General features: G+C 39.5%; 25 protein-coding genes and 1 riboswitch. Of the genes, 19 read left to right on the forward strand and 6 right to left on the reverse strand.

The genetic code is table 11. From position 1 onward, the window contains the following. Positions 1-209: 209 nt before the first annotated feature. Positions 210-419 (forward strand): hypothetical protein, encoded by a 210-nt coding sequence (locus BMW45_RS15585; protein ID WP_092245460.1) that lies wholly within the window; start codon positions 210-212, stop codon positions 417-419. Positions 420-855: 436 nt separating this feature from the next. Here the strand turns inward: BMW45_RS15585 and BMW45_RS15590 are convergent, their stop codons facing one another. Further along, positions 856-2,181 (reverse strand): sensor histidine kinase, encoded by a 1,326-nt coding sequence (locus tag BMW45_RS15590; RefSeq protein ID WP_092245462.1) that lies wholly within the window; start codon positions 2,179-2,181, stop codon positions 856-858. After that, entirely contained in the window at positions 2,178-2,852 is a 675-nt protein-coding gene (locus BMW45_RS15595; protein ID WP_092245466.1) for a response regulator transcription factor, read from the reverse strand. Before BMW45_RS15595 ends, BMW45_RS15590 begins: the two co-directional genes overlap by 4 nt. Before the next feature lie 146 nt (positions 2,853-2,998). Here BMW45_RS15595 and BMW45_RS15600 point away from each other — a divergent pair, with 146 nt between their 5' ends. The 18 genes from BMW45_RS15600 (at position 2,999) to BMW45_RS15680 (ending at position 21,239) form a co-directional block, all read left to right on the forward strand. Continuing rightward, positions 2,999-4,159 (forward strand): COG4705 family protein, encoded by a 1,161-nt coding sequence (locus BMW45_RS15600; protein WP_092245469.1) that lies wholly within the window; start codon positions 2,999-3,001, stop codon positions 4,157-4,159. A gap of 188 nt (positions 4,160-4,347) precedes the next feature. Beyond that, positions 4,348-5,076: an ABC transporter ATP-binding protein gene (locus BMW45_RS15605; RefSeq protein WP_092245472.1), complete on the forward strand. Its 729-nt coding sequence runs from the start codon at positions 4,348-4,350 to the stop codon at positions 5,074-5,076. A 5-nt stretch (positions 5,077-5,081) separates the two neighbouring features. Continuing rightward, the gene (locus BMW45_RS15610; RefSeq protein WP_242883119.1) at positions 5,082-5,996 is read left to right on the forward strand and encodes an ABC transporter permease; all 915 of its coding nucleotides are present in this window, start codon (positions 5,082-5,084) and stop codon (positions 5,994-5,996) included. After that, positions 5,993-6,487, forward strand: coding sequence for a COG1470 family protein (locus BMW45_RS15615; protein WP_092245478.1), 495 nt, complete (start codon positions 5,993-5,995; stop codon positions 6,485-6,487). The genes BMW45_RS15610 and BMW45_RS15615 overlap by 4 nt, the downstream gene beginning before the upstream one ends. A 4-nt stretch (positions 6,488-6,491) precedes the next feature. Next, a complete protein-coding gene (locus BMW45_RS15620; protein WP_166433375.1) occupies positions 6,492-7,451 on the forward strand; it encodes an ABC transporter permease in 960 nt (319 codons plus the stop codon). Between the two features lie 15 nt (positions 7,452-7,466). Further along, positions 7,467-8,174, forward strand: coding sequence for a thrombospondin type 3 repeat-containing protein (locus BMW45_RS15625; RefSeq protein WP_092245483.1), 708 nt, complete (start codon positions 7,467-7,469; stop codon positions 8,172-8,174). A 71-nt stretch (positions 8,175-8,245) separates the two neighbouring features. Then, positions 8,246-8,332, forward strand: a riboswitch (cyclic di-GMP riboswitch). Between the two features lie 676 nt (positions 8,333-9,008). Further along, positions 9,009-9,869: an alpha/beta hydrolase gene (locus BMW45_RS15630; protein ID WP_092245486.1), complete on the forward strand. Its 861-nt coding sequence runs from the start codon at positions 9,009-9,011 to the stop codon at positions 9,867-9,869. Between the two features lie 521 nt (positions 9,870-10,390). Continuing rightward, the gene (abc-f, locus tag BMW45_RS15635; RefSeq protein WP_092245489.1) at positions 10,391-12,463 is read left to right on the forward strand and encodes a ribosomal protection-like ABC-F family protein; all 2,073 of its coding nucleotides are present in this window, start codon (positions 10,391-10,393) and stop codon (positions 12,461-12,463) included. Between the two features lie 516 nt (positions 12,464-12,979). After that, positions 12,980-13,390 (forward strand): VOC family protein, encoded by a 411-nt coding sequence (locus tag BMW45_RS15640; protein ID WP_092246554.1) that lies wholly within the window; start codon positions 12,980-12,982, stop codon positions 13,388-13,390. 189 nt (positions 13,391-13,579) lie between these two features. Then, positions 13,580-13,741, forward strand: coding sequence for a hypothetical protein (locus tag BMW45_RS27915; RefSeq protein WP_156961205.1), 162 nt, complete (start codon positions 13,580-13,582; stop codon positions 13,739-13,741). Positions 13,742-13,858: 117 nt separating this feature from the next. After that, on the forward strand, positions 13,859-15,820 hold the full coding sequence (locus tag BMW45_RS15645) for an ATP-dependent DNA helicase (protein ID WP_092245493.1): 1,962 nt from the start codon (positions 13,859-13,861) through the stop codon (positions 15,818-15,820). Between the two features lie 50 nt (positions 15,821-15,870). Further along, entirely contained in the window at positions 15,871-16,104 is a 234-nt protein-coding gene (locus tag BMW45_RS15650) for a hypothetical protein (protein WP_092245496.1), read from the forward strand. A 19-nt stretch (positions 16,105-16,123) separates the two neighbouring features. After that, positions 16,124-16,963, forward strand: a complete 840-nt coding sequence (locus tag BMW45_RS15655) for a GIY-YIG nuclease family protein (protein ID WP_242883051.1) — start codon at positions 16,124-16,126, stop codon at positions 16,961-16,963. Positions 16,964-17,224: 261 nt separating this feature from the next. Next, on the forward strand, positions 17,225-17,635 hold the full coding sequence (locus tag BMW45_RS15660) for a peptide deformylase (protein WP_092245499.1): 411 nt from the start codon (positions 17,225-17,227) through the stop codon (positions 17,633-17,635). A 98-nt stretch (positions 17,636-17,733) separates the two neighbouring features. Further along, complete coding sequence (bcp, locus tag BMW45_RS15665; RefSeq protein WP_092245502.1) at positions 17,734-18,186, forward strand: thioredoxin-dependent thiol peroxidase; 453 nt, start codon at positions 17,734-17,736, stop codon at positions 18,184-18,186. Between the two features lie 3 nt (positions 18,187-18,189). Continuing rightward, positions 18,190-18,930 (forward strand): peroxide stress protein YaaA, encoded by a 741-nt coding sequence (gene yaaA, locus BMW45_RS15670; protein WP_092245504.1) that lies wholly within the window; start codon positions 18,190-18,192, stop codon positions 18,928-18,930. Between the two features lie 297 nt (positions 18,931-19,227). Then, the gene (locus BMW45_RS15675; protein WP_092245507.1) at positions 19,228-19,875 is read left to right on the forward strand and encodes a hypothetical protein; all 648 of its coding nucleotides are present in this window, start codon (positions 19,228-19,230) and stop codon (positions 19,873-19,875) included. Positions 19,876-20,126: 251 nt separating this feature from the next. Beyond that, positions 20,127-21,239 (forward strand): aldo/keto reductase, encoded by a 1,113-nt coding sequence (locus BMW45_RS15680; protein ID WP_092245510.1) that lies wholly within the window; start codon positions 20,127-20,129, stop codon positions 21,237-21,239. A 496-nt stretch (positions 21,240-21,735) separates the two neighbouring features. On the opposite strand, the gene BMW45_RS15685 is transcribed toward BMW45_RS15680, so the two are convergent. The 4 genes from BMW45_RS15685 to BMW45_RS15700 form a co-directional block, all read right to left on the reverse strand. Further along, positions 21,736-22,014: a hypothetical protein gene (locus BMW45_RS15685; RefSeq protein WP_092245513.1), complete on the reverse strand. Its 279-nt coding sequence runs from the start codon at positions 22,012-22,014 to the stop codon at positions 21,736-21,738. Next, positions 22,015-22,713, reverse strand: a complete 699-nt coding sequence (locus tag BMW45_RS15690) for an ABC-2 family transporter permease (protein ID WP_092245516.1) — start codon at positions 22,711-22,713, stop codon at positions 22,015-22,017. It abuts the gene before it with no gap. Further along, complete coding sequence (locus BMW45_RS15695) at positions 22,710-23,441, reverse strand: ABC transporter ATP-binding protein (RefSeq protein WP_092245519.1); 732 nt, start codon at positions 23,439-23,441, stop codon at positions 22,710-22,712. The genes BMW45_RS15690 and BMW45_RS15695 overlap by 4 nt, the downstream gene beginning before the upstream one ends. Before the next feature lie 90 nt (positions 23,442-23,531). Next, entirely contained in the window at positions 23,532-24,179 is a 648-nt protein-coding gene (locus BMW45_RS15700) for a TetR/AcrR family transcriptional regulator (protein ID WP_092245522.1), read from the reverse strand. Between the last annotated feature and the right edge of the window lie 87 nt (positions 24,180-24,266).

Consider the following 24,266-nt stretch of genomic DNA (forward strand, 5'->3'; position numbering starts at 1 on the left):
GGGCAGAAATCGATAAATTCGGTTTTGGAGATTACAAATTATTAGTTGCAAGTTTAAATGATAATATTACGTAAGTATAATTGTGAAATGCTTATGCAATGCAATATAATATAGTCATTTTATTGCTTGTTTGGCCTGACTGCCATGTGTATACTATGGATAAAAGGAGATAACCACTCACCATACCCATTGAAGGTGAGAAATCAGAAGTGATTGTAGAGTTCTCTAGAGTTAGCGCAAACGATGTAACAATAGAAACCTGTTTTTGCGATAGACGTGCCAGTATCGCTTTTGCTGCCACTGAAAAGGGGGTGCCAGATTTAGATGTAAATAGTGAACCAATGAAATTTGTCTATACTTACAAAGCCTTTATTTTAGAATGTTATAAGGAGGAAGTTTCTCATAAAGGTTTTCAGTAATGTTTAAAGAAAAGATCGCCTGATTTTTTCAGTTATCTCAAATGGTGAGGATAGAGTATCTCAATTACGTTTAAGAGAGTTAGAACCAATAAAATAGTATTTTGATTCAGAGATATTAGCTAGTACATACAACGGAAGTCTTTTGGTGAATCATAATGCTGCCGCCAAGGTACAACTACGCCTTCCAGAAATCATTATCACACCCTCAACACATATGGAATCCATAGTCCTGTTGCAACGGAAAACACCTGATAAATAGAGGATTTACAGAATTACAAATGGGAATATATTTTGACGTGAGAGGATACTTTCACGTCTTTTCTTTTGAATCTTTGTCAAACAAATGGTGGGGGTGGGATTGATTGGAATACCACCCCTGAGAAATAAACTTCCTGGTACTACATCGTTACTACACAACGTAGTGCATATTTCAACTTTACATCCGTATCAGAAATATCGAGCCTTGGTCTGGTGTGCTTTCCGCTTCAATCTTCCATCCATGCACATCTACAATCCATTTAACAATTGATAGCCCAAGCCCGCTTCCGCTGCGGTCACGGGACTTGTCGGCGCGGTAAAACCGGTCAAAGATAAAAGGCAGCTCCTCCGGCATAATACCGATACCATCATCCGAAACAGAAATAAGGCAGCAGTCACCCTCTTGCTCTGCGTTTACCCTAACATGGCCTCCCGGTTTGCCGTATTTGATTGCGTTGCTAACCAGATTTAACATCATCTGAGTAATGAGGCTTTGATCAGCTTGCACCGTAACATCCGCAGTTTCGTTGACAAGTGAGATTTCCTTGCTTGCGGCTTCTTCCTGAAGCTGTTCCAATACGGCATCCGTCACAACCGGCAGAGATACTTCTTCGAGTTGTATCTGGTATTTCCCCTCAATGCCTCTGGTAAGCATTAGAAGCTGAGAAATTACCGTGCTCATTCGATGGCTTTCCGACAATATGACGCCCGCGGCACTACTTGTGTCGGCATCTTGTGTTGTGGCCAATATCGCCTCTGCGTTTGCCATGATAACCGCTACCGGCGTTCGTAGTTCATGGGAAGAGTCGGACGAAAAGCGTTTTTCTTTTTCAAAAGATTTTTCCAGCGAATCCAACATTTCATTGAAAGTGTCAGCCAGTTCGCCTACTTCATCCATACTCTCTATGCCGGTGATCCGTTTTGACAGATCACCGTGCCCAATTGCGCTGGCCAAATCGGTGATTTCGCTGACAGGAAACAATGCCCGTTTTGCAATGAATAACCCACCGATTATCGTAATGAAGAAAAAGAGTGGGATTATAACCAACATCAGGAACAGTGTTTGTTGCAGGACTGTTTCCATCTTGTCAAGAGAGCCACAAATTCGGATTTTTACAACATGATTATTCTCCTGAATTGTCTTATCAAGCACCAACCAATCTTCATCGTTGTAATAAATTCGGTAAAGGTTTCCCTCCGTAAATTGAATTGTATAAAATAGATTTTTCTGCGTGTTTGCATGAATTACTTGACCGCTTTTGTCCCAAATAATAATGAACGTATTTGCAGGTGTTTTTAATTCATCTCCTATGGACAAGTGACCGTTATCAAATTCGATGGCAGACTCAGCGACTGACATGGTAGCTCTAATGTTGTTCTTTTCACTGTCGAGCAAGGTCGCAGCTATGGTGTGATATAATACCGGGAGGAAAATGGCTAACAACACACCAGTGAGCAGGGTATACCACAACATCATTTTTGTGCGAATTTTCAGCTTTTTCATTCCTTGCACCTCAATGAGTATCCAACTCCCCGTATTGTTTGGAGGAGTTTTAGTCCGTATGCTTTATCAATTTTATTTCTCAGGTAACGGATATACACATCCACGATGTTGGAATCATATTCAAACTCATTGTTCCATACATGATCGGAAAGCTGTGTCCGGGTAAGTACACGCCCCTGATTGCGCATGAGATATTCCAGCAGGGCATATTCCTTAGAGGTCAGCTCAATTCGCTTTCCGGCGCGGGTAACGGAATGTTCGTTCACATCCATTAATAAATCCTCCAGGGCTAGCAGATTGTCCCGACTCTCCCCCGTACGGCGCATGATGGTGCGTATACGAGCGAGTAGCTCCTCGAACGCAAAGGGCTTGACCAGATAATCGTCCGCCCCCGCATTCAATCCCGCCACGCGGTCTTCAATGCTGTCCTTCGCGGTAAGCAAAAGAATATTTGATTTATTTCCTTCTGAGCGTAGTCTTTTTAATACTTCAAGCCCGCTTAATTTTGGTAGCATAATATCAAGAATCACACAGTCATATTCAAGCCCGGAGGCATAGTCATAGCCACTTTCGCCATCGGTACAGGAATCTACCGTATAGCCCTCCGCTTTCAGCCTTTTTGCAATAATGTCCCGCAAAGAAGCATCGTCCTCAATCAATAAAAGACGCATCGTTACCAACCTCCATTCTACATATATATTATAGCAAAAAAATGAAAATCTGATGAGAAAAATTCATTTCTCATCAGATTTTCATTTTTCTAGAGTACCCTTATTTATGAAACCTAACGATTTACTAGTGAACTGGAGGAAATAAAATGAACGAGAAAACCAAATCAATGATAAGCAAGGTGCCTGCGGTAACTATTTTTTTCTGGATTATCAAGGTCTTATGTACAACAGTTGGAGAAACCGCATCCGACTTTCTGAATGTCAATCTTGGGATGGGGCTTGTTGGCACATCCATTGTTATGGGCATCTTATTTTTGATTGTACTGTTTTTGCAATTTCGGACTACAAAATATACACCGGGGATTTACTGGCTTACTGTAGTTCACATCAGCATATTCGGAACGCTTGTAACGGATAACCTGACTGACGGCATGGGTGTCCCGCTTGAGTTTTCCACCATTTTATTCAGTGTTTGTTTGGCACTGACTTTTGTCGTATGGTATTTCAGTGAGAAAGATTTGTCCATCCATTCGGTTTATACCGTGCGTAGGGAAGCGTTTTATTGGCTGGCTATTTTGTTCACATTCGCTCTGGGCACAGCTAGCGGTGATTTAATGGCGGAAGGGCTTGGTCTGGGATATTTGACAACAGGTCTTATCATCTGCGCTTGTATCATCTGTGTGGCGATTGCTTGGCGGGCAGGGATTGATCCCGTGCTGAGCTTCTGGATGATTTATATCATGACACGACCCTTGGGTGCTTCGCTGGGTGATTTCTTATCACAATCCAAGGCAAATGGAGGACTCGGTCTTGGGGCTACGATTACAAGTGTTATTTTCCTTGCCGCTATCCTCGCAACGGTAATATTCCTGACCATCACGAAGAAGGATTTGTCACAAAAAGGGACACAGCCGAAAACAGAACCAAGGCGGTCCCACACAATGCTACAAACAGTTGTTGTCGTAGGGTTAATCATCATACTTTCGGGAACGGGCTATTCTATTCGTCACGCAAGCCTCGCCGACAGTTCATCTGATCCCTGGGCAGATTTGTCCAGCTTCCGAATAATCGAGGAGGATGTTCAGATACTTGTTGAAAAAGGCGATTTAGCTGGAGGCAAGGCGCGTGTCAAGGATTTGGAAATTGCATGGGATAATGCGGCTGCATCCATGAAAGCAGCGGATCAGGGAAGATGGAAAGAGGCGGACACCGGGATTGATGCTGTCCTTAGTGAATTACGAGCTTCCAATCCGGATGCGGGGGCGTGTAAATCGGCGCTCGACGAGTCTCTCGCACAATTAAAGTGATGGTTAGTATTTCGTGGTTTTTATTCTCATGCAAATCTATCGTGCATTCTCATGGAATTTTCATTTTGGATAGATAGAATGAAAAAGGAACTTGTAACGACAATGAGGAAAACGACGAATCTAATTAGTAATAACGGCAGGCGGGAAGTTGTACAGCTTTCCCATCTACTGTTCTTAGGAGGTGCGCTATGTTAAACGTAGAGAATTTGACAAAACAGTATAAGACATTTACCGCAGTTGACAACATCAGCTTCACGGTAAAACAGGGTGTGATTTTTGGTTTTTTAGGGCATAACGGAGCGGGTAAAACAACGACGCTCTCAATGCTTACAACTTTGCTGCTGCCCACATCAGGACGTGCGACCATTGATGGGCTGGATATTCAGAAAGACAATCTCAAGGTGAGGAATTTAATCGGGTATCTGCCGGAAAATGTCAGGCTGTACGGAGAGTTGACCACACGACAAAACCTGCGCTTTTTTGGAGAATTGTCTGGTGTTTCAAATATCGATAAAAACATCGATGAGGTTTTGGAGCTTTTAAACTTTACCGAATGGGCAAATCAAAAGGTAAAAACTTTGTCAAAAGGAATGCGGCAGAGGGTCGGCATCGCACAGGCAATTCTTCATAAACCCAAGCTTCTGTTTTTAGATGAACCGACCTCCGGGCTTGACCCGCAGGGTACGCTCGATATTCGTAATATTCTGCTGAAAGTCAATGCCGAGTGGGGTGCTACTATTTTTATGAATACGCATCTGCTGTCGGAGGTAACAAAACTATGTACTGATATAGGAATCCTCAGCCACGGCAAGCTGCTAATTTCCGACACTTTGCAAAATTTGGAGCAAAAATTCAGCGACTGCAAATCACTGGAGGAAATTTACTTCCGCATTGAGTCAGGGGGTGGTGTACATTGAACAAGGTGCTTGTGATTGCTAAAAAGGAATTTACCGCAGCCTTCAAGGATAGAGTCCTTCTCTTGATGGTGATTCTTTTTCTTGCCATGTCCATTGTTTCGGTGTATGTCGGTTCAACGACTAAAAATGCAGAACTTAAGGCTTATGGGGATATCGTTGCGGCAGCGAACGCACAAGGAGCGGAAGTTCCGGAAGCACCGCTAATTTTCCCACTGGAAATTCTTCACAACATGACGGAGTATATCGTTATGATTGGTGCGGTACTTGCGATTTTTTTAGGCTTTGATGCTTTTTCCGGCGAACGGGAGGGCGGAACGCTGCGTGTAATCTTCGCACGACCCATCTCTAGATTTGAATTTATTGCAGGGAAGCTTCTTGGTGCGGGATTTATGATTGGAGCCTTACTCTTGGCTGCTTTTATCTTTAATCTGCTTTTGTTCGCGGTATTTACAGGGCTGTTCCCGAACACAAACGAAATTCTGCGTCTTATCTTGTTTATGATCACTGCATTTCTGTACATGATCGGTTTTTATATGTTTTCTTTTTTGGCCTCCATCCATTCCCGGAATCGGACATTCAGTTTCCTTGTGATGATGGCGGCATGGACCTGCATTAGCTTTGTTATTCCGCAACTTGCGGAGACACAACGCAACTTTGCGTTTGCAGTCAATAATGTTGCTGGAACCGTCACACAAATACCCGATGATACAGCCATTTCAAGACTCATTGATTGGTTTTCGCCTGCTGTCCAATTCAAACACATCGGGGACGATTTGCTGCAAGTTCATTCCGAAAGTGCGTTAATCAGTGCGGGGACGGCTTTTGCAAAACAAATCGGACAGTTTCTGTATATCCTGAGCATGGGTGTGCTTCCTTTTTGCCTGTCAGCATTGACAGTAAAGAAGGAGGGTGTGCTATGAGGAATAAAATTCGCATGATATGCGGGATTATGATTGCTTTGCTGATAGGTTCTGCCGGAAGTGCTTTTGCCGCCGGCCCTGAAACTCCGCTTACTCTATCCTGTGAAACAAATACGCTCCGGGTGACAAATGGGAAATCTGTTTCCCTCACAGTTAAGGTGGAAAACACAGGGGCATCCCAGGTTTCCGGTATTCGTCCTAAAGTGGAGCTTCCGTATAAATGGGTTGTCGAAAGTATGAAGCCGGAAAATTTAGATTTACGGCCTGGTGAATCGGGGTCGTTTGTTTTAACATTAGCAGCACCTCCCTCACAAAACGCCGGCACCCATGAAATAAAGCTGGTCTGTCAGAATGAAGACTTGGAGAGCAATTCACTTGTGATACCCGCTGCGGTTTCTACTGATATACGTTATTTGTGGGTTATTACCGCCGGTGTCGTGGTTGTAGCAATGGTTGCACTTGTATATTTCAAAAAGCATGGAAGGAGGTAGGCTTATGTTTATATTAGCAAAAAAAGAAATGACAGATGCGTTTCTCAACAAACTATTTATCACCTTGCTTTCCATGCTGCTTCTTCTGATTATCGTATCAGTGGTGCTAGGCTCCATTCAGGTAAAAATTAATGTGGAAAGCTATAACCAGTCGATTAGTATTCTGAAAAGTTTAGGGAAGACAGAACTGCCACCACCGCCGTCTTTTAACCCGCTTTCGGCCTCAAAGAATTTTGCAAATTATATCGGGCTTTTGGGTGCGTTGATGGCGATTGTGTTGGGTAACGCCTCCATCGTCAAGGAGCGGCGGGGAGGAACCATACGCCTTATCCTATCCCGTCAGATTTATCGGGACGGTTTTCTGAACGGTAAGGTGATTGGAAATCTTGTTCTGTTGATGCTGATATCCGTGTTTTCATTTGTAATTACACTGTTGGCTGTGGTTATAATCAGTCATGCCCCCATAACAGCCGACGATATAGCGAGGCAAGGCTTGTTTTTCATAATCTCGTTTCTATACATGGCATTTTTCCTCTTGCTCGGCATCTTTATGGCGATACTCGTCCGAGATGGAAATAAGGCGCTATTGATTACTGTGATGATTTGGCTGATTATTTCGTTCATCTTTCCGCAGATTGGCGATACGATGGATATGGATAATCAGCTTCCCGGAGGCTTTTTTGCCTCTATGGGCATGAACAAGGCAGATTCTCAAAAGGTACTGGATCGCTTTAAGTTTTATGAAACGATCCGGGATGGAATTGAGGAATGTTCGCCTACAAAGCATTACGAACGTTCCGGTTTTGCACTTTTGAATGTAAAACCGGGATTTGACAAGAATACAGCGTTGGAAGTTGTGGCTATCAAATGGTTTGATGTTGCCGCGCTTTTGGCTCCATGTATTATATTGTGGCTTTGCGCGACTATGATACTTCTTAGGCGTGAAGATATATTTGAAGAATAAACAGGAGGATTCCCCATGAAGAAGAAATTCTATTTATTACCCTTGTGTATACTTTGCACCGTGTTGGCTCTGGCCGGATGCAGCAAAAACACATCAAACGTGCCAAGTGCATCCGACACACCAAAGGCATCAAATGCTCAGAACACAAATCCATCCACAGCGGGAAACGAGAAGGATACTGACGGCGACGGAGTTCCGGATGCCGCAGAGAAAGTGTTAGGTACAAACCCCTATGCTTCAGACACCAACGGAAATGGAATAAGTGACAAAGACGACCAGAATCCACTCTTTACCGAAAATCCGATCAAAGAGACCAGCACCATCGCCTTGCCAATCGAAATAAAAGATATACGTGTGGAAGATAATGTCGGTGCCGATAAAAAAGACGCCCCGGATCATCTTGAAATCACCATGAAGAATACCAGCACCAAAGTGCTAGATAAGTTTGAGGTCTATATTACCATTACCGATAAAAAAGAAACGAACAAAGCCGAAGGCTATTATGTGAAATTGGAGGGTTTGACAGTTGGCGCCGGGGAAAATAAGACCATTCATTTTGATAACAAGGTATCCGAGTCAGGACATTACCTTGGCAATCCGAACGGGCTATATGGCACTTCGTACAACGGCTTGACATTTAAGCTTCAGCTTCATGCCAATGGATATAAGCCAATGGATTTCACGGTCGATAAGTCCGAAGGGACAGCCGAAGTTGCGGACTAAAAGGAATGCAATTGCCAATCCTGTGAGATGAAGAAGGTGGCATAGTTATACTTATAGCTACAGCACAATAATTGAATCAAGGGCAAATCCATCAAAGGGTGGGGGCACAAAGTAAGAATCTAAGGTGCTTCCTGCACTATGATAATCTGGCTGCAAAATCATACAGGGTCTGTCCTTTCACAGAGGGCAGGCTTTTGTTATATGGTTCTTCTGGATACAGAGCATAAACTTACCGTATTTACCACAACAGTAGTTGGAGTTTTCTCTATGTGGCAGGCCGATTGAAGAAGTATTGACTCCCAGAATTTTTACAGAATGTTCTGGGAGTCTGTTTTTTTAAGTTTTTATTATTTTATGAAAATATGTGTATGACCTCTGTGCACACATATTAACGTAACTGTGGAGTTTGGGAGGAAATATCTAACAGCGGGGAACTTTGAAGTAATCAAAGATGCTTTTTATATTTGTACTGTGGAAAAAATTCGAAATGGCACATTCTCTTTTAATCTTGGCTCATTCTTATTTCTCAATGATTTTTGAGGTATCTGATTGCATCTACCAGGTGGTATAATTTTCTTATCAAAAATATGGGAAGTGATACCTGTGGTAAAATAGGTTACTTAAAAGGTTAGAATAGAAAATAAATTAATTAACATCAATTAGAGATAAAGTTGTGTAGATTGGAGAATAATATGGAAATAAAAAGCATACCTTGCTTGAACTGCATGAAGCCTTATACAGCTTTAAGTCACATCGGCAATGTAGACCGTTATATGATATATCGCGAAAAGCCGGGGTCATCCGAGTCGCAGATTAAAATGGGAGGATAATATCTTGGGATTAAATGATATAAAACTTTGGAAAAAAAATGTTCCTGATGCCGACTTAATTTCTACTAATGGGGACTTGAATAACGAAGGGTTACCTACCCTAACCCCTTATTTATTAAAAGGGGAGAAACCCCGCCCTGCAATTATTGTTTGCCCGGGCGGATCATTTCAAATTAGAGCGTCTAATGAAGGAAAACCAATTGCAAAATGGCTAAATCAAATAGGAATAAATGCTTTTGTTTTAAATTATCGGGTTGCTCCTTTTACTCCATTTACGTCAACCAAAGATGCAGTACGAGCGGTTAGGTATATTCGGTATCATGCCCTAGAATTTAATATTGATCCGGAACGGATCGGCATGATAGGATTTTCAGCTGGCGGTTATCTCACTGCTTTTGTAGGAACTCGTTTTGATAATGGAATTACAGAACCGGATAGCCGAAATGCGCAAATTATGTCGATGCTTTTGGGAGAACCAGATTTTAACGATCCGATTGATCAAACGAGTTCTAAACTTAATGCGATCATTTTATGTTATGCTGAGACATCCCCATTTTCTAAGGAAAAATTGCCGCCAGATTCTCTATTAACAAAAGATATTACAGTGGATGAATTTATAGACTTTACTTCAAATCATAAATATGTTACAGCGAAGACACCACCGACTTTTCTATGGATTACAGCGACCGATCACTGGAATTTTCAGCGTCAAAACTTACTTTTTGCTCAAGCGCTAAATGAGCTAAATCTACCATTTGATTTACATATATTCTCCCAAGGTCCCCATGGTTTAGGATTAGGTGAGGATGAACCTACGGTAGCAATCTGGCCAAAACTTTGTGAAAATTGGCTTCAAGGATTATAGTATTCCGTTTATTAATTTCAAACTCGGAATGGTTAGTTCAAACAACAGAAATAGTATCACGGTGAGTCATTGGAGAATTAAGCGTGGGGGAATATGGAGTATCTTAATAGACTTTTGCTTTATATTTGTTTTATTAGTACCATATATTGCCCCCCATGTATAGAACAGAAAAAACCAGAAAAACACCTTGACGGGAAATGTGTTTTCGCTTATTATAAAGGAAATATAGTATTTTTAAACTAGGAAAGGTAATAACAAATATGAACTCGATACTTAAATGGGTAAAATTGGAATCTATTATGATCGCAATATTTCAAGTTAAGGCTAGAAGTGCGTCCAAATTTAATAGATTCAAAGTTAACCATATAAGGATTTTGGAGTATTCAGATTAATATCATTTGTTATTACGGTGATAATTAAAAATTAGCAACCCAAAGCTTATTGGCTTTGGGCTTTTTTTCGTTCATTTTTAAGTAAAGGGTAAAGTCAGAGTTTAATTATAAGAAAGGTCAGGTAGAGTCATGATAGAATTAAGCATTAATAATTTAACGAAATTTTATGGAGCGAACAAGATATTTGAAACGATATGCTTTGAGGTGAAAACTGGGGAGAGGATTGGGTTAATTGGTAAGAATGGGTGTGGGAAGACTACAATTATGAAGATTATTATGGGCAGGTTTAAGGAAAGTAACTTAAATTTACAAGGGTGGTTTGAGGATACCGGGCAAGTGCAGGTTGGGGAAGCTTCGTATGGGGAGGAGGTTTCAGAAGATTATCAGGCAGGAGAGGTAAATCTTCGTAAAGGGATTAAGGTAGGGTATTTAAATCAGATACCTGTTTACAGTGAGGATACCAGAGCGATTGATGTAATCCGCATGGCTTTTCAAAAAGTCTTTGATTTGAAGAGACGGTTATCAGAGCTTGAAGGGGTGTTTCAGACTTCTTCGGGTGAGAAGCTTGAAAAAGCACTGTTAAGTTACGGACGGCTCACGGAGGAGTATGAGATAGCCGGAGGATATGAGCTGGAAACGAAGATTAACAAGATTACAGAGGGACTTAAAATTAATGATATTTTAAAGCAACTGCCATTTCACAGTTTAAGCGGCGGAGAAAAAACCAGAGTGATTTTGGCGAAGATACTTCTTGAGGAGCCAGATATTCTGCTTCTTGACGAACCTACCAACCATTTGGACTTAGAAACCACAGAATGGCTGGAGGGCTTTTTAAAGGATTATAAAGGTTCTGTTCTGATTATATCCCATGACAGATATTTTCTGGATAATGTTGCTATGAAAATCGTGGAGTTAGAGTTTAGCCGGGCTAATATTTACATGGGGAATTATAGTTATTATGTACTGGAAAAAGAGAGACGGTTCTTAATTGACTATAGGAATTATATCAACCAGCAGAAAAAGATCGAACAGATGGAAAAACAGATTGAGCGTTACCGTATCTGGGGAAATATGAGAGACAGTGAAACGATGTTTAAACGGGCAAAAGAATTGGAAAAACGTCTGGAAAAGATTGAAGTATTGGATAAACCGGTCCTTGAAGGCAGGAAGGTGCGCCTTAATCAGGATAGCGCAAACCGTTCCGGAAAAATGGTATTAGAAACCAAACACTTAAGTAAAAGTTTTGGTGATACGGTATTACTAAAAGACATTGATATGAAAGTTTATTATCAGGATAGTGCCTGCATTATCGGGAAAAACGGCTGCGGCAAATCTACCCTGCTTAAGCTGATATTAGGAGAATTAAAACCAGATTACGGTACGGTAAAAATTGGTGCTCAGGTTAAAATCGGTTATCTGCCTCAACAGGTTGTTTTTGAAGATGAAGACCAGACCATACTTGAGTACTTTTCTGGTCTTCACAATATTACTTATGAAGCTGCCAGAAACCAGCTAGCAAGAGTATTATTCTTTAAAGACGATGTTCATAAGAAAATAAGATTCTTATCCGGTGGGGAGAAGAGCCGGTTAAGGTTATGTTCTTTAACCTTTGAAAAAGTGAATTTTATGATTCTGGATGAGCCTACCAATCACTTGGATATTGATTCCAGGGAAGTGCTGGAGGAAACTTTAACCGCATTTGAAGGAACCCTGTTATTTGTATCCCATGACCGGTATTTTATAAATAAAGTTGCAGGTAAAATCATGTCATTAGAAAATAACCATCTTATTACTTATCCGGGAGATTATACGTATTATCAGGAAGAATATCAAAAGGCGGGAAAATTTGAGGACCAGCCAAACGAAAAGGCTAGGGATCTAAGCAACCTGTTAAAGGTTTATGAAGATGATAAGCGTTATAAGAAGGAACAGCCCCAAAAGCCATATGAAAATAAGCCTTCCATTGGGGTAGAAGTGAATCAACACAGCAGAACGGATAACAAATCCAGGAAGTTGAATACGCAAAAGTCAGATATTCTTGAGAATGAGATTGAAGCCATAGAAGCTGCATTAAAAGCCTTGGAACAAGAGATAAATAATAATAATTCCAATTTCGAATATTTACAGGAACTATTCTTAAAAAAAGAAACTATGGAAAAAGAACTGGATTTCGCTTATAATAAATGGGAGAACTGTCAGTAATACAGAAAAATTATCACCTAATTCTCGGTGAAGGAAATATTAATTTACTTGAAAAGCTTAATATTGCCAGGCGCAAACATTGCAGGTGTGTGATTGAAACAAAAACAGTTGCATCTTTGCAGGAGTCATTAAATTGGTTGGTAACCCATTGGAGTAATAAGTAAATGCAAGTAGATAAGCTCAAGGCTGCAACGGGTACCTTTTTTCTATAAGTATTAGTCGATATAATGTCTACGCCAAGGGCAAAATGCGTTTTTTAAGAATTTGTATTACAGCATCAACACATGTTGAAACAGTGATTCTGCTGGAGTGGAAAGCCCAGGAAGTCAAAGGGATTCGGAAATTTGGGCAGGATATGTAGGTGTGTTTTTGTAGTGTATCAGAGTAAAATATGTTTCCGAGTACCGTGGTGGTGTAAGTAAAATGAATGTTTTGGCAAAGGGTTTGAATTCCGCAGAAAGTAAAATAATTTATCCTAAACAATTAATTATATGATTATAGAGGAGAGGGATGACATTGAACGGAAAAGATGTAAGAGTAGGCGCATGCCTATTAGCTGGCAACATGGACAGCATGGTTCGATTTTACAGAGATACATTGGGCTTTGATACTCAATGGAATGGTGGGGATTTCGCAGAGTTTGAAACGGCAAGCGGTGAACTATCCTTGTTCATGTATAGCAGGAAAGCATTCGTGCAGGCAATTGGGGAGAGCTACGTTCCTCCAAAAGGAATCAATCAGACATTTGAAATTGCCCTTTGGTTGCCCTGTTTTGCCGATGTGGATGCGGAATATGAGCGACTATTGAAGCTGGGCGTGCAATTTCCAACTGGAGAACCCATAACCTTTTCTTTCGGCATCCGCAACTTTTACGTTGCAGATCCGGAGGGGAACCTACTAGAGATAGGCAGTACGAGCGAAACGTAGATCGGAAATTCGCTCCATCACAAAGGAAGGTGGGGTAAAGCCAGACTATCGCTAAAATATACCTTGATGCCAAGGGGGTACATGCTCTATAGTCATCCGAATTACAGCAACGACGCATGTGGAGACGGTATGTCTACTTTCTAAGCAAATCTAAAAAATTGAATTAATAATTAAATGGAGGAATATAAAATGTCAATGAAAGATATGGATAAAATGAAACAATTAATAGAGGAGAAGAAATCTAAAAGTAATTTCTTCTATGGTGAAAAAAAGATTGGTGTCGGAAAAGTTCAACAGAGACATAAGAATATCGGGACTGATTCAGAAAGAACTAAGAAAATATCCCAATAGTGTTTAAAATAAATAATCCTCTATCTCCTTTTAACAGGGGGGATAGAGGATTAAGTTCGTTAAAGCGGGTAGTAATACAAAAAGGTATAAGTTTAGCATTATAGGAGAAAAAGAAACATGTGTGCATTGTTTACAATTAACACAAGGGTAAAAGATCCCTTTGATTATAGTAATAGAGAAGATTTTCAAGTTAAATTAGTTGAATGGATTGGTGACGTTTTGTATGATATCCTTCCTGAGCATGGATACGAAGTTCGGGACGAACAAATATTTACAGCTTTTCAGATAGCTGATGCTGTTTGCAGCAAAAAAGTTCACTTAGCGGAAGCAGGACTTGGAACAGGCAAAACATTCGCTTATTTATTATCAGCAATTCCCTATGCTAGGTTTAGTGGAAAACCTGTAGTGATTGCGTGTGCTAGTACAGCACTTCAAGAACAACTTGCTGGTGACACGGGGGATATTAAAACCCTTTCTAGGTTACTTGGATTAGAGATAGATGCTAGGATGGCAAAAGACTCACGTCAGTATATATGCGATGTTCGAGTAAATGAAAATTTAGTAGAATTCGATATGATGTCGGATGAGATTAATCAGTGGTTAAATAAAACAAAATTAGGTGAACGCTCAGAAATATCTACCGTACCAGATCGTATTTGGAAGAGGATTGGTTGGAATGAGTCTATGTCGTGTGATATTTGCATGAACCGTGGATATTGCAAACTTGTTAAGGCAAGAGAATATTATAGACTTGCGAGAGATTTAATTATTGTAGATCATGAAACATTTTTTAATGACTTATGGACAAGGGAAGAACGATTAGCGAATGGACAATTGCCGATACTTCCAAATTATTCTGCAGTTATTTTCGATGAAGGGCATAAAATAATGCTTCCAGCAGCCATGCAAGCAGGACAACAAATAAACAAGGTGGAGATTGACAATATAATCTTCACCCTTGGGGAAATGCAGGGGGCAAGAGATTCATTGGTTTCAGTAACAGCTGCGATGGAACAGACTTCTTATGACTTTTTTGAAGAATTAAATAGGTCTGTGATAATAGCAGAAAGTTCAGAAAGACTATCCATTCGGAAGAATGAGACGTTGCAAAAGACGGCTAAAGTATTTCGAAAGACATTAGATCACCTTCATCTAGAGATGCAGATTGAGCAAGAACTATATATAGAGTCATTATCCGCAAACCAAATGCAAGCATATGAAGGGCAAATTGAAAGAGCCATAATGGCACTAGACAGATTCTGTAGAAATAACAGTACAGATATGATAGCTTGGATTGATAGAGGGGATGGTAGTTTTTGGGTTGTTCCTAGGAATTTAAATGAGATGTTAAACCGACATTTATTTCAGAAGGAATTACCAGTGATATTTACCTCAGCAACGTTAAGTAATGAAGGGGATTTTGATTATTTTATACGAACGCTTGGATTAAAGGAACCTTCCAAATCTACGGTGGAAAGTCCTTTTGATTTAGAAAAACAAGTTGTTGTCTACTTACCACAGTCCTCACACAGTTTAGAAGAAAAATCTACCCACGACATTGAAAAATTAGTATCCATATTAAATAATAATGAGGGACGAGCTCTCGTACTTACCAATTCGATGGAGGAAGTTCGTAAAATCAGAAAGAGATTGGAAGGATATCAATTTCCATTTGATATTCTATGGGAAGATAAAGGGGAGAGAGGGCACCTTGTACGAAGGTTTAAAGAGGAGGAATTCTCGGTATTGATTGGTGCAAATTTTTGGGAAGGAATCGATGTACCAGGTGATGCATTAACCTTGCTAATCGTCTGGCAGCTGCCTTTCCCAGCTCTAGATCCTCTCATTGAAGTACAACGTAAAGAGGCAAGAGAACATGGATTAGATCCCGTCATAACAGTTGATTATCCTGAGATGGGACTTAAATTAAAACAAGGATGTGGACGGTTAATTAGAACAGAGGAAGATAAAGGAGCAATCGTTGTCTTAGATTCTGTTATAGGAACACCTTGGGAAAAAGTTGTGATGGGGGCACTGCCTTTTGGAGCGGAGATTAGAGGGATAGAAGGGCTGGAATGAGATATGATTGAAGAGAAACTAATAGTACTATTATTTTGAACACGGGATTTATGGGAACTGGTGTATATGAAGATGAAGAAGTTCTTTTTGAATTGCTAAGTGAAAAGAAAGATAATATTAAACCTGACTTTTTTATTTTGCGTGCCTATGGATATGCTGATATAATAGAAATTAAGCTTCCAAATATAAAATCTAATTCTATTGTAGAAAAGAATAAACGAGAGTATTTTAATTTTGAACTTAACACATATATAACACAAACCAGAGTGCATGCAACATTTTAATGGCAAAGGAGAAATGATTATGCGGGGAAAAACAATTCGTCAATTTTTAATAGATGGAGTCGCAGAGGGGAGATGGGTAAGTGAACTCTCTAATTGGACAGGAAAGGCTTATAAAATTCCACGTACATATGTAAGTGCTTGTGGAGATAGAGAAGACCTAAGCAATACAGGAGTTTATTTTCTGTTTGGAAATGATGATAATACAGATAGTAAACAAGTTTACATTGGAGAAGCTGAAAACATTATTAACCGCATTAAACAGCATGTTGCAGAAAAAGATTTTTGGACTGAATGCGTTGTTTTTATTAGTAAAGACAATAACCTTAACAAGGCCCATATAAAATATTTGGAAAATCATTTGTATTTGCTTGCTAAAAAAAGCAAAAGGTATGAAATCTTAAATTTAAATGTACCATCTGAATCATCCATATCTGAAATGGACCAAGCTGAGATGGAGGAGTTTATTGATAATATGCGTTTGATTTTGAGCGTATTTGGCCATAAGGTCTTAGAACCTTCTGTAGGAACCTTACAATGGAAAAGTGAACCAGTTTTTCTTTTACAAGATCGTTCTGGTATTAAAGCTTTTGGAAAACCAACATCCGATGGATTTGCTGTTTTAAAAGGTTCCACCATTGCGCAGTCAGTAGCTTCATCATTATCGCAATCAATCTTAAATAAGCGTCAACAATTATTAGATAAGAGTATTGTTGATCAAAATTTTACGTTCACACAAGATTGGTCATTTAGTAGTTCATCCTTAGCGGCAGCTATTGTGGTGGGATACAGCATTAACGGACGAATCGCCTGGAAAAGCAAAAAAGGAATTTCGCTAAAAGAAATAGAAACAAAAGTTTGACTATCAAGGACTAGCTGCGTCTTTCGGGAATCCTTTTTACAGCCTCAACACATGTTGAGGTAATAACTCTGTTGCAGAAAGCCAGAGGAAGAAGTGCAGTAAAGTTATGCCAATTTGAGATATTAAAACGGATAAGTAAATAATACAGTAAATAAAGATAGGCATTAGCGTAATTGTACCGTAGGGTAAATATGCGTTAATGTCTTGTGAGAAGAATGCTCTGAAATACAACTATCTTGAGCAAATGAAAGAAGGTTTGTAATGATTAGACCAATAATGAAGGATGTCGTTTTCCTGAATCTGAAGTCAGAACCAGCAACGGAAGCGGACAAGCAGGTGGTTCAGGATTTGCTTGATACTTTAAAAGCGAATGAAGCAGGCTGTGTAGGAATGGCGGCTAACATGATTGGTGTCAAGAAGAGAATAATAGCAGTGAGTATGGGTTTTGCTAATATTGCTATGATTAATCCAGTGATTGTAAAGAAGTCTGGTGCGTACGAGACGGAGGAAGGCTGTCTTTCTTTGATTGGAGTTCGCAAGACCACCAGGTATAAGGATATCGAGGTGGAGTTTCAGGATATGAATTTCAATAAACAGTGCCAGAAGTTTTCCGGATGGATTGCACAGATTATACAACATGAGATCGACCACTGCGATGGCATAGTGATATAGAAGTATAGGCATTGATGGAAGTTGTAATAGTGAAATGAATACTAGAAAAGTTGAATAGAAGGATTTTAAGCTTAATATAAGAATCGGGAGGTCAGATCATGGTAGAGACAGGAACAAAAGCACCAGCATTTTCATTGCCGGATCAGAATGGATTGATGCACACGTTGGAGGAGTACAAGGGCAGGAAGGTTATTTTATATTTCTATCCAAAGGACAATACTCCGGGCTGCACCAAGCAGGCTTGCAACTTTGGAGAGTTGTATCCGCAGTTTCAGGAAAAGGGAGCTGTGGTTCTTGGGGTGAGTAAGGACAGTGTGGCATCTCATAAAAAATTTGAGGAAAAGTATGGACTACCATTTACATTGCTTTCTGATACGGAACTTACCTGTATTCAGGCATATGATGTCTGGCAGGAAAAAATGAATTATGGTAAGGTTAGCATGGGAGTGGTTCGAACCACATATCTCATCGATGAAGATGGGGTAATTGTAAAAGCCTTTGGTAAAGTGAAGGCAGAGGAGAATCCGGCACAAATGCTGGCGCAGTTATAGGATATGAAGATAATAATTTCTCCGGCAAAGAAGATGAATGAGGATACGGATTCCATTGAGGTTACCGGAATGCCCGGATTTATTAATGATACTATAATATTGATGCATGAAATGCAGTCCTTGTCCTTAACAGAGGGAAAAGCATTGTGGAAATGCAATGATAAATTAGCAGAATTAAACTATAAGCGCTACAAAGATATGGCTTTGATGCGTAGACTGACCCCGGCAGTAATAGCATATGAGGGCTTGCAGTATCAGCATATGGCTCCGGAAGTGCTTACAACCAGGGCACTTTCGTACCTATCAGATCATTTGCGGATTCTGTCAGGCTTCTATGGAGTACTGAGGCCCTTTGACGGGGTAACGCCATATCGGCTAGAAATGCAGGCAAAGCTATCCGTGAATGATTGTAAAGATTTATATGATTTCTGGGGAGACCGGTTGTATCATAGTCTAGTGGACGATGACAGAATTATCATTAACTTGGCTTCGAAGGAATACTCACAATGCATCGAGAAATATATCACACCGAAGGATCGATTTATTACGATTGAGTTTGGTGAGCTAGTGGAAGGGAAAGTGAAGCAAAAGGGAACAATATCGAAGATGGCTCGCGGTAATATGGTGCGGTTCATGGCAGAGAATAATATTTCTGATCTGAATGGTCTCAAGGAATTTCAGGAGCTAGGATTTGCTTATTCCAAAGAGCTTTCCAGCAATTCAAAATATGTATTTATAATGTGAGATGAGAGGTTGTCATGAGAACATACCTGTTTGGGCTTCATTGGCACCCAATGATAATATACATTTTGGAAAAAATGATTTTGAACAAGGGGCTGAGTCAGTATTGTGTGATGAGTATTTTATAAATGAAGATATGTTGGCTGGCCCTTTGGATACCTATGGTAGATGTGTGGTTTCTGCTGGTATCAATATGCATTATATTCAAGAATATCTTAACCGAGCTTTAGGGTATTGCCCTGATATACAAAATATAGTTATGATAAGATGTTTTTGTAATCAGCAATACAGAACACATTTATGATTAAACATAATACGCTGACTTATAATAAAGCTTCATGCCCGATATATGGCGGTGATGGTCTGTGGAGTAAGGAAATCCCATACTTTGTTTTGCCTTCACAACCACCTAGCCTCTATAATCCTCAGCAAGCCGAGTTATATAGAAACAAAGATGAATATAGGGCAATTACCTATCATATGGATGGATATCTATGTACACTACTAGATGGACATCACAAAGTTGTGGCGGCGGCTTTAGACAAGAAAAAAGTCAAATCACTTGTAATTATACCTGCGAGCTTTGTATCGATGCCGTATGATAAGCAGAATTATAATAGTGGAATATCAATAAATGGTGTATTTTTAAATGAAAACGAGATGATTACCCCTGTAAAGGAAGTCTCTAAGTTAATGGAGCTAAATCAGCTGAAAAGAGATGTTACAGAACGATATCTGGCATTAAGGAATGAAGATTTTGATAAAAATTACGAGTGGCCAAAAGAGATATTAGATGCTGAAAAGATTTTCCCGGACGCTGTAACCGTTGCAAGACAGCAATGGGCGGGCGACATATCAGACGAAAGACTAAGCTGTATATTGATGAATCAAGAAGTTATATCAGATCAAGATGCTTTGAATATTTCAATAGATGTCTGTTTGGTATAAGATTTATGAGTTACTTGCAGAAATTAAAGATGAAGAGGTTGAGAATTTCTTTGTAGATTATCTTATTGAGGACGATAAGGAGCATCCGGAGATAAAGAAAATTATTGATAAATACTTTTTAGCTTGACTTGCAACCCCTTTTTTAAGGAGGCAGGATGGCATCTTTTCTGTTATCATACTATCATATTGACATATAATTAAACAAGGATATATGATGTCTATAAACGAAGCAAGAAAGGTATGGTGTTATTATGCAAAAACGGCCATTTGGTAACACAGGTTTACACACTTCAATTCTTGGATTTGGTGGATTTCATTTGCTGGAAATTCCAGTAAGCGAGGCGAACTATCTATTAAACCGATATCTGGACGAAGGGGGGAATTATATTGAGACAGCTGCCAGTTATGGGGATGGTGAGTCAGAAAGAAAGATAGGACAATGTGTATCGGGTAGAAGAAAGGATTTCATTCTGGCAACAAAGTCGGGAGAACGTTCCAAGGACGGATTGTTAGCCTCGTTAGAGCGTAGCTTACATAATCTTAATACGGATTATGTGGATCTTCTCATTATGCATGCTGTGGGAACCATGGAGGAGTTGGATCAGATCCTTGCTCCCGGCGGGGCATTGGAAGGTGCGTTGCAAGCGAAAGAGGAAGGTCGCATTCGTCATATAGGAATCTCAATGCATGGGCAACCCGATGTCTTAATCCGTGCATTAAAGAAATATCCTTTTGAGGCTGTGATGACGACCATTAATTATTATGATCATTTCAACTTCCCCGAGATACAAGAGGTATTGCTACCTTTAGCACACAAGAATAATACTGCGATTATTTTAATGAAACCGGTAGCAGACGGTCTATTGTGGCGCTCAGCTCCGCAGGCGTTCCGTTATGCCTTCAGTCAGCCGGTATCTATTGTCGTTGCCGGTATCAATAATAGAGAATTACTAGAGGCGGATTTACGTTATGCGAATGAATTCAAATCAATGTCAGAGGAAGAGATGGAGGATATATATACGAACTCTACTGAGCTTGGTACCTATGTATGCAGACAATGTGGGAAATGTATGGTTTGCCCAGAGAACATTCCCCTTACTGATATCTTCCTGTATGAGGGCTATTTTGACCGGCAAATGGCGGATGGTATCGTGACCAATGCATCCGATTACGCCTTAAAGGAACGGCTGCGTTTTTGGTTTGGCAATCGAGATATGGCTATGAACCTTTATTCCAAACTGGAGGTTAAGGCTGACAGATGCACCGATTGCGGCAAATGTACGCCGGAATGTCCTTACAACATTGATGTAAGACGTAAGTTAGCAATTGCAGATTATAAATTGGCAAAGAAGGCTATTTATTAACATTAACTAACCCATCATGTTTTTTGTATGAGGGAGGCAGCCAAAGTAAGAGCCATGATGTAGATGGCATGATAGAGAGTCAGCCGGTGAGGCATCATCCTCACCGGCTGATCGAGCAATTATATCATTAGGCGTCTATCAGTAAACTCTTTAGCTTTAAGCATTCCTGCACCCCTGGCACTCCCAAGGCTTATATACAAGCATCAAGCAAATCATGAGGTGTGCGTTCGCCTATATAGCCAGAACATCTCGTAGATGGGATAGACTTTTTTTATTTGCTGAAGTTTATGGTCGTTATAGAAAGAAAAATGGGCACAGCGATACCTCCTACGATAATCCCGTATGCACAGAAATCGGCTAAACTAATACACCTACTAAGTTCTTCTTTTGAAAAAACAGTGGCTTAGGTTTTATCTCTGCATCAATTTAATTTCATTTAGAAATAGCGAATAAACAGCAGTTTACTTTTTGGTAAAGAAATTAAAATTAGCTATTTTCAATTCTTCTTTCTGTAGTAACTAATAAAATTTGATATGATAGTAGTAGTACCTGCAGTTAATGATCCAAGAGCCCAAAAAGGTTTCCCTACAAGCACTTGTACAGCTCCAGTAAATAATAAACCAACACCAACACAAACACCGATTGCCGTTCCTATTTTATTGACTTTTTCCGATGGATTTCGTAATTTCTTAGAGTACTCCATCACTGAGTTTGTAAACTCTAAAGGTACTTCCACAGCTCTTCTTGTCGCTTCAAATATCTTATCTTCTTTCATTTATTCAACCTCCATGTAATTTATTTTATTTGATAATGTAAGTAAGACCAGCAAAATAATAACGAGTGAAATGCCCACAACTGGCAAGGCAATAGCATAATTTTCAGATGCACTAATGGCTGCATTGCCATAAATTCCTGATAATACAAATGCACTGATAAGCGTAATGGAAACTGACCTTTTTAAAAATCCAATTCCCATAGAAAGCAATCCGATTGCTATAATAGCTACCGAGGATTCAAAGGTCATCCTTAATGTTTTCATAAATAAATTATTGGTCATTGTATCTGATACGATTGGTGCAATAGACTCCGTTGCTGCAAATACCAATATAGATATAGACATGCATAACAACATGGAAGTCAATACGATAAAAGACACAATCAGTACTTTAGCTGTAAATATTTTTTTGCGGCTTATGGGGTAAGAAAAGAGCAGTGCCACTCGTTTTCCCGAATATTCTGCAATTACTAATTTAGCGTACATAGTGGCTGATAAGATACCAAAAAGCATGATGCCGATTGCACTGGTAAATCGGAAAATATTTGCGTATGTCATAAATTGCACTTCTTGCTCTATCTGTGCTACATAAGCAACAAAATAGGTAAATACCAATAAAACAATACCCATAACGGCACTACTGATAAAGTAAGGACGTAGATTAATACGCTGCAACTCTAATTTTATAAGTTTCATCATAACGGTTTTCCTCCACTCATTAGGTTAAAGAAATAATCTTCTAAACTACCCTTGGATTCAGTCTTTATTTGTGCCAATTTGGATTCACACAAAATCCGACCATCCACAATTATACCGACTTTATCTGCAACATGCTCTATTTCGCTAATGATATGACTGGATAATAAGATTGTCATACCATTTTGCTGTGTGAGATTCAAAAACAATTCTCTCATATCCTTAATTCCCATCGGATCAAGTCCATTGAGTGGTTCGTCTAAAATAAGAATTTGAGGTTGATGAATCAATGCTCTGGCAATGCCAAGGCGTTGCCTCATACCCAACGAAAATTTTGAGACAGCTTTTTCACCAGTATTAGATAACCCTACCAATTTCAAGACATTATCCGAACTAATACCGGGAACGCCCATATAAGCCAAGTGGATTTCTAAGTTCTTTTTAGCAGAAAGATGTTCGTAAAATGTTGGTGATTCAATTAAGCTCCCTATTTTGGAAAGTAACTTATCTCGATTTCTCAGCATATCAGAACCTAAAATTTCAATACTGCCGGTATCTGGTGTTAATAAACCTGTGAGCATTTTTAAAATAGTGGTTTTTCCTGCGCCATTCTCTCCAAGAAAACCATAGATAGTACCTTGCTCGACACGCATACTGCAATCTGTAATGACCTGATTAGAGCCAAAGGATTTAGCTAAGTGGTTGATTTGTATTGCTGTTTTTAAGTTCATAGTGTCCTCCTTATAAAAATCGACTGTCGGTCTTTATGCTTTGAAAAAAAAGGCTGTTACAAGAACAACCATTTTTTACTGTAAAATCTCTTAATAGGCGCCCATTTTTTCATATCCAGATAGAATAGCATTGATTAGATTGTCGTCAATAATATCCAAACCAAGTAAAGACATGACAGACTGTAAGTAGTGTAATCGTTCCTTTGTCTCTAAATCGTTGCGCCCAAACAAAGCGGGGTTTGCCCAATAGTTTAATAGCAACAAAAAAACTTCTGCACAAAAAGCTGGTTGTGTTGTTTTCAGAGAGCCGTCTTTGATACCTTCCTCAATCAATCTACATATAATTGGTGCATCCTGTTTTACGCAAGTTTGTAAACCGCTGACCACAAAATAAGGATTGTTTATTTGGGAGGTTAAAACCATATCAAGCGAGTGGGTTTCGAGGTCAGTTCCCAGATGGTAAAGAATTTTTTTTAATTTCTCTTTCGCATTTAAAGCTTTTGTACCTTGAATGATGTCATGAAGCATATCAGTGACATACTGTGCACGTTTTTGCATTACAGCTTCTAAAATTTCCTCTTTCGACTTAAAGTGGTGGTATAAACCGCCTTTTGAAAGATTAAGGGCATCCAGAATGTCCTGTATACTGGTTTGCTCATAGCCCTTTTCAATAAATAACTTTGTCGATATATCGAGTATCCTTTCAAAGGTTTGTTCTGGATATTTATTTCTTCCCATTTCTTCCTCCTTATAAACCGACGGTTGGTCTGTAAAGAGATTATAATAAATCTATATGTTTTTGTCAATCCTTTTCTCAGACATAAA

Origin of the sequence: Lacrimispora sphenoides, from assembly GCF_900105215.1 — a bacterium.
Classification (GTDB): domain Bacteria; phylum Bacillota; class Clostridia; order Lachnospirales; family Lachnospiraceae; genus Lacrimispora; species Lacrimispora sphenoides_A.